This is a genomic window from Bradyrhizobium sp. (assembly GCF_017881085.1).
Lineage (GTDB): Bacteria > Pseudomonadota > Alphaproteobacteria > Rhizobiales > Xanthobacteraceae > Bradyrhizobium.
The window spans coordinates 1-6,232 of record NZ_JADGRI010000311.1 but is presented as its reverse complement, the minus strand read 5'-3'; the positions used below and the strand labels follow the sequence as shown (position 1 = coordinate 6,232).

The 6,232-nt window shown below is 64.2% G+C and carries 7 protein-coding genes; 2 read left to right on the top strand and 5 right to left on the bottom strand.

The annotated features are described in order from the left end of the window. Positions 1–36: 36 nt before the first annotated feature. Together QZ213_RS22970 and QZ213_RS22965 are read left to right on the top strand one after the other, a co-directional pair. On the top strand, positions 37–273 hold the full coding sequence (locus QZ213_RS22970; protein WP_291688377.1) for a hypothetical protein: 237 nt from the start codon (positions 37–39) through the stop codon (positions 271–273). A gap of 9 nt (positions 274–282) precedes the next feature. Next, the gene (locus QZ213_RS22965) at positions 283–1,440 is read left to right on the top strand and encodes a glutathionylspermidine synthase family protein (RefSeq protein ID WP_291688376.1); all 1,158 of its coding nucleotides are present in this window, start codon (positions 283–285) and stop codon (positions 1,438–1,440) included. 81 nt (positions 1,441–1,521) lie between these two features. Here QZ213_RS22965 and QZ213_RS22960 read toward each other — a convergent pair whose 3' ends face one another. The 5 genes from QZ213_RS22960 to QZ213_RS22940 form a co-directional block, all read right to left on the bottom strand. Next, positions 1,522–2,394: a protein-glutamate O-methyltransferase CheR gene (locus QZ213_RS22960; protein ID WP_291688375.1), complete on the bottom strand. Its 873-nt coding sequence runs from the start codon at positions 2,392–2,394 to the stop codon at positions 1,522–1,524. After that, the gene (locus tag QZ213_RS22955; protein WP_291688374.1) at positions 2,391–3,548 is read right to left on the bottom strand and encodes a chemotaxis response regulator protein-glutamate methylesterase; all 1,158 of its coding nucleotides are present in this window, start codon (positions 3,546–3,548) and stop codon (positions 2,391–2,393) included. Before QZ213_RS22955 ends, QZ213_RS22960 begins: the two co-directional genes overlap by 4 nt. An 81-nt stretch (positions 3,549–3,629) precedes the next feature. Then, positions 3,630–3,995, bottom strand: a complete 366-nt coding sequence (locus QZ213_RS22950) for a response regulator (RefSeq protein WP_291688373.1) — start codon at positions 3,993–3,995, stop codon at positions 3,630–3,632. Between the two features lie 72 nt (positions 3,996–4,067). Continuing rightward, positions 4,068–4,538 carry a chemotaxis protein CheW gene (locus QZ213_RS22945; RefSeq protein WP_291688372.1) on the bottom strand — a complete coding sequence of 157 codons (471 nt, stop codon included), beginning with the start codon at positions 4,536–4,538 and terminating at the stop codon, positions 4,068–4,070. Positions 4,539–4,569: 31 nt separating this feature from the next. Continuing rightward, a partial coding sequence (locus tag QZ213_RS22940; protein WP_291688371.1) for a chemotaxis protein CheW occupies positions 4,570–6,232 on the bottom strand: 1,663 nt, incomplete at its 5' end.

Sequence of the window (6,232 nt, the reverse complement as noted above, 5' to 3'; positions counted from 1 at the left end):
CGTCCACGACAATCCGATGGTGATTGAGGGCCGGCAATGAAACGTTCGCGTCGCGTCGTTCTGACCATGATGGGCACCGCCGCCGTCGGCGCGGTGTCGATGGGCTTTGTGAAGCGAGGCGATTGCGGTCCCGGACGGATCCCGGAACTCCGGCGTGAGCCGGACGGGCGCTTGCGGGAATATTGCGTGAGCTATGGCGGCTTCGGCGGCGGGCCGCATCGGCTGCACGCGCACTTCCATGGCCGTGGCGGGCACGCCCATGGCGGCGGCTAGCCCCGCGTCATGAAGCGCCTCGCCTGTTCCGAGCGCGAGGACTGGCGCTTGACCGCTGATCAAACCGGGTTTGATTTTCACACCGTCGATGGCGAACGTTACTGGGATGAGCGCGCCTTTTACGCGTTCACGCTGGACGAAATCGAAAATCAGATCGAAGCACCGACCGGTGAGATCGACGCGATGTGCCTCGAGCTCGTCGCCTGCGCCGTCGACGACGAGGAATATCTGCGCCGGCTGAAAATCCCGGAAACCTTTTGGCCGCTGATCTCCGAAAGCTGGTACCGCGACGAGGCCAGCCTCTACGGCCGGCTCGACCTCCGTTTCGACGGGCGCGGGCCGGCAAAACTGCTGGAATACAACGCGGATACGCCGACCTCGATCTTCGAGGCGGCGGTGTTTCAGTGGACCTGGCTGGAGCAGGCGATTGAGCGGGGCATCATTCCTGCCCACGCCGACCAGTTCAATTCGATCCACGAACGCCTGATCGAGGCGTGGAAAAAACTCCGTGAGGGCCACCGTCTTCATCTCACCGGGACCACCGAAAACCCCGAGGATGCCGGCACGCTGGCCTATCTCGAGGACACCGCGCGTCAGGCCGGCCTCGAAACCACCTTGATCGACATCGAGCACATCGGCTGGCGCGAGGATGGCAGCTTTGTCGATCTCGACGATCACGGAATCGGGCTCGTGTTCAAGCTCTATCCCTGGGAATGGATGTTCCACGACGACTTCGGCGCCCGGCTCGCCAGGGCGCCGACGCGCTGGATCGAGCCGCCCTGGAAAGCAATCCTCTCCAACAAGGGCATTCTTCCCCTGCTGTGGGAGATGTTTCCGGATCACCCCAATTTGCTGCCGGCCTTCTTCGAGGACGACCCGGACGCCGCACACCTCGGCACCAGCTTCGTGCGCAAGCCGCTTTATTCGCGCGAAGGCGCCAACATCGCGCTGGTCAGCGACGGCATGACGGTGATGGAACAGCAAGGGCCGTACGGCGCCGAAGGCTTTATTCGCCAGGCGCTGGCGCGGCTGCCGAATTTTTCCGGGCAATATCCTGTAGTGGGAAGCTGGCTGGTCGACCACATCCCGTGCGGGCTATCGATCCGCGAGGACGAAAATCCGATCACCGGCAACACGTCGCGGTTCCTGCCGCACGCGATCCTTTAAGGCGTTTTCGAGCGAAGCCTGCCCCGCACCCGGATAGCGGGGTCGATACGGTTCACGTCAAGAAGACGCGTCAAAAGATGATCAGCGCGCTCCGACCAGCTTCAGCACCTGCGGCATGGCAGCCGAGACGCCTGCGCGCGCAGCCCGTTCGGTATTCAGCCGATAAAGACCGCGCCGGTCCGCATAGGGCTTGAACGCGTCGGAGATTCCGACCACGGATTCGGCCGCACCCAGCGCCAGCACGCCATCGGGCTCGAGCATCCTCGAAAGCCGATCGAAGATGCCGGCCTTGGTGTCCTGGTCGAAATAGATCAGGACGTTGCGGCAGAAGATCACATCGAACGTGCCAAGGTGAGAGAAGTCCTGCAGCAAGTTGAGCTGGCGGTGCTGCACCATGGCGCGGATATCGGCGTTGAGCTGCCACAGCTCTCCGGTTTGCGTGAAATACTTGACCAGCATATGGATCGGAAGGCCGCGCTGCACTTCGAACTGGCTGTAGATCCCTGCCTTGGACTTTTCCAGCACTTCCTGCGACAGATCGGTCGCAACGATTTCGACCCGCCACCCCGAAAGGGCTGCGAATTCCTTGACGCACATCGCGATCGAATAGGGCTCCTGCCCGGTGGAGGACGCCGCGCACCAGATCCGCAGCGAACGCCGGCTGGCGCGCGCCTGCACCAGCGCCGGGAGGATCGCCTCGCGCAAATGGTCGAACGGAATCTTGTCGCGGAAAAAGAAGGTCTCGTTGGTGGTCATGGCCTCGACCACGTCCGACGTCAGCTTCTCGGCGCCGGCCTTGATCTTCGCAACGAGTTCGGCGATGCCCGGAAGGCCCGCCCGTCGCGCCAGCGGAATCAACCGGCTTTCGACCAGATATTGCTTGTCGGCGGACAGGTCGAGGCCGGAGCGCTCCTTCAGAAGCTTGCGCAGGAAGTCATAGTCCAGCGGCGTCACGAGCGATCTCCCGCGAACACCCGGACCAGCTTCGAACCGATCTGATTGAGCGGCAGAATGGCGGCGCAAATTCCCGCATTCGCGGCAGCACCCGGCATCCCCCACACCACGCTCGAGGCTTCGTCCTGGGCGATCACGCTGCCACCGGCCGCGACGATCTCCTTGCCACCGCGCATCCCGTCCGAGCCCATGCCCGTCAGCACCACGGCCAGGACGCCGGCCTGCCAGACATCGATCGCCGAGGAGAACAACGGATCGACCGCGGGCTTGCAGAAATTGACCGGCGGTCCGTCGTCGAGGGCGATCGCGACTTCGGCGCCGTGGCGCACGACGCGCATGTGGCGGCCGCCCGGCGCGAGATAGATCCGGCCGGCCTTGACAATCTCGCCATCGACGGCTTCGTGCGCCGGCCTGTGGCTCGACCGTGCCAGATGCTCGGCCAGAATCGTGGTGAAGGTCGGAGGCATATGTTGCGTGATCAGCACCGGAAAGCGGTCGATCACGGGACCAAGTTCGGTGACCAGCGCCATCAGGGCCTGCGGACCGCCGGTCGACGATCCGATCAAGAGCACTCGCGGCGCCTGCATGCTGAACGGGCGGCGCATCAGCTGCGGCTGTGCAACCGGCGCCAGCGCGGGCCGCGCCAAATGCTCTTTGACCAGCATCGGCGGCGGCGACGAAGACGCCGGAGCCGTGCGGCGGACCTTGGCGCCGAGCGAGCGGATTTTCTGGATCAGATCGTGATGGAAGGTTTCGGCGGCCGTAGCTTCGCGGGTGCTTTCGGGCTTTGGGATGTAGTCCGCTGCCCCGAGCGACAGCGCCTTGAAGCTGATCTCCGCGTTGCGGCGGGTCAGGGTCGAGGCCATGATGATGATCAGGTTGCGTTTCTTCGCCAGCAGCTGGGGCAGCGCGGAAATGCCGTCGAGCTCCGGCATCTCGATGTCGAGCACGGCGACATCGGGATTGACCCGCTCGATCTGGTTGACCGCATCAAGGCCGGTGCGCAGCGACGCTGCGACCACCATGTCCGATTCCGATGCGATCCAGCGGGAGATCAATCCCCTGATGACGACGGAATCGTCGACCACCATCACCCGCAACGGCTCTTGCCGCGCAGAACTCGGGGGTGGGGAACTTGTCAGGGCAACACTCATTACTCACCAGATACGGCTGAACGCGGCACTATTGCACTGTAACGCCGAGGGCAGTTCAGCCGCCGGATCGAAAGGGGCAGATCAGATCAGGCCGACTTCCTGGAACTTCGCGGTGACGATGTCCTTGTCGAATGGCTTCATGATGTATTCGTTGGCGCCGGCGTGCAGCGCGCGCGCGATATGTGCGACATCGTTCTCGGTGGTGCAGAACACCACCTTGGGCTGGTCGCCGCCTGGCATGCGGCGCAGAGCGCCGAGGAATTCGTAGCCGTCCATGACCGGCATGTTCCAGTCGAGCAGGATGGCGTCCGGCAGTCCGCGCTTGCAGACTTCCAGCGCCTTCTCGCCGTCCTCGGCTTCGACGATCTGGAAGTCCAGGCCTTCCAGGATTCGCCTTGCGACCTTCCGGATGACACTGGAGTCATCCACGACAAGACATGTTCTCATTTCAGCCTCTGCTTCTTCAATCCCTTAAAGGGATGTTCCATTGCCACCGGCTTTGCGTGCCCGCCGCCGGTCTTATGCCGCCATCATGTCAGGCACGATTTCGAGGACGCGATCGACATCGAGGACGACCATGAGCTGACCGTCGAGGCGATGCACGCCGCCGGCGAGCTTGGCCATGCGGGGATCGAGGTTGACGGGATTTTCTTCGCAGCCGTTGTCGTGAAGCCTCAGGACTTCACCGATCTGGTCGATCAGGAGGCCGTAGGATTCGCCGCGCAGGTCGACGCCGACCGCCATCGGCGGCTTGCCGTCGTCGTTCTTGGGCAGGCCGAGCCGGGCGCGCATGTCCACCACCGTGACGATGCGGCCGCGCAGATTGAGCACGCCGGCGATCTCGCCCGGCGACAGCGGCACCCGCGTCAGCCGCTCCGGCATGAACACGTCCTGCACGCGCGAGATCGGCAGCCCAAACAATTGCCCGCCGATCATCGCGGTGACGTATTCGGCGACGGCGTCTTCGGTCAAGTCGGTCTTGGAGGTCATGCTCGTTTCCCTATGCCCTGGCTGAGCTTGCTCATGCCGCCCGGTGGAGTTCGGCGGTCTGTTCCTTCAGCGCCGCGATCAGGCCGGGACGGTCGAACTTGGCGACGTAATCGTGGAAGCCGGCCTGCCGGCCGCGCTCGATCGCCGCCGGCGACACCAGCGAGGACAGCCCGATGATCGGCATCGTACTCAGATGCGCATCCGCCCGGATGGTCTCGGCGAACTCGAACCCGTTCATGTCCGGCATTTCGATGTCGGTCAGCACCACGTCGAAGGTCTGGCCCGAGCGCAGCGCCGTCAGGCCTTCCTGCGCGTTCGGCGCCACCCGCACCTTGTAGCCCGCGGCCTTGAGGACCGGCGCCAGCATGTTGCGGAAGAACGCGCTATCGTCCACCAGCAGCACCGATTGCGCCGAGGCCGAGGGTGTCATCTCCTTGCGCGTGAACCAGTCGGGGAACGCCATGGGGAGGAAGTGGCCGACGTCGATCACCTCGGTGGCCTGGCCCTTGATCACGGCGGAGCCGAGAATGCCGTCCGGGGAGCCGCCGACCTCGATGTTGAGCCGCTCCTCGACGATGTCGACGATCTCGTCGACCACCAGTCCCATCGAGCGGCGGTCGTCGGCGAACACCAGGATCGGCTGCGAGCCGGAGGTCTGGACGCTGACGCCGGCCATCTGCACCAGCGGCATCAGCTGGTCGCGGTACTGCACCATGTAGCGGCCGTTGGAGAGCTCGATCTTGTCGCAGGCGATTTCTTCCAGCCGGGTGACGAGGCCGAGCGGCACCGCCTTGGGCTGGTTGGTGCCGGCGCGGAACACCAGCAGCGAGGTCAGCTGTTCGGCGGCGCTGGCGCGGGAAGCGGCGTTCTCGTCGGCGATTTCGTGGCTGGCAGCACCCGAAGCGCCGAGCGCTTTCGCAATGCCGTTGGGATCGATGATCATGATCACGGCGCCATCGCCCAGGATGGTGTTGCCGGAGAACATGTCGATGTGGCGCAGCTTTGTCGACATCGGCTTGACCACGATTTCCTCGGTGTGGAACACGCCGTCGACCACGATGCCGAAGGTCTGGCTGCCGACCTGGGTGACGACGATGAAGCCGTTCTCCGGATCGGAGGAGGAGCCGTCGTCGATCTTCAGGAGCTTCTTCAGATGCATCAGCGGCAACAGCTTGTTGCGCAACCGCAATACCGCGGTGTCCTTGATGCGCTCGATGCGGTGTTCGGAATTGGCCCGGGCGCGCACCAGTTCGACCACCGCCAGCTGGGGGATCGCAAAACGGTCGCCGCCGGCTTCCACGATCAGCGCCGAGACGATCGCGAGCGTCAGCGGGATCTTGATGGTGACGCTCGAGCCCTCGCCGGCCACCGACTTGACGTCGATGGTGCCGCCGATCTGGTCGATATTGGTACGCACCACGTCCATGCCGACGCCGCGGCCGGACACCGAGGTGACGGCGGCTGCGGTCGAGAAGCCGGGCGCGAAGATGAACTTGTGGATCTGCGCTTCCGTCATCTTCTCCAGTTCGGCCTCGCTGACGAGCCCGCTGGAAACGGCTTTGGCCTTGATCCGCTCGGTATTCAGTCCGCGGCCATTGTCGGCGATGCAGATGATGATGTGGCCGCCTTCATGATAGGCGGAGAGGCGAATGGTGCCCTGCTCGGGCTTGCCGGCGGCGGCGCGCTCGGCCGGG

Bases quoted from the DNA above. Each gene is read 5' to 3' on its own strand.
- QZ213_RS22965 (WP_291688376.1), top strand. From the start codon at position 283: ATGAAGCGCCTCGCCTGTTCCGAGCGCGAGGACTGGCGCTTGACCGCT.
- QZ213_RS22945 (WP_291688372.1), bottom strand. From the start codon at position 4,538: ATGACCTCCAAGACCGACTTGACCGAAGACGCCGTCGCCGAATACGTC.
- QZ213_RS22950 (WP_291688373.1), bottom strand. From the start codon at position 3,995: ATGAGAACATGTCTTGTCGTGGATGACTCCAGTGTCATCCGGAAGGTC.
- QZ213_RS22970 (WP_291688377.1), top strand. From the start codon at position 37: ATGAAACGTTCGCGTCGCGTCGTTCTGACCATGATGGGCACCGCCGCC.
- QZ213_RS22955 (WP_291688374.1), bottom strand. From the start codon at position 3,548: ATGAGTGTTGCCCTGACAAGTTCCCCACCCCCGAGTTCTGCGCGGCAA.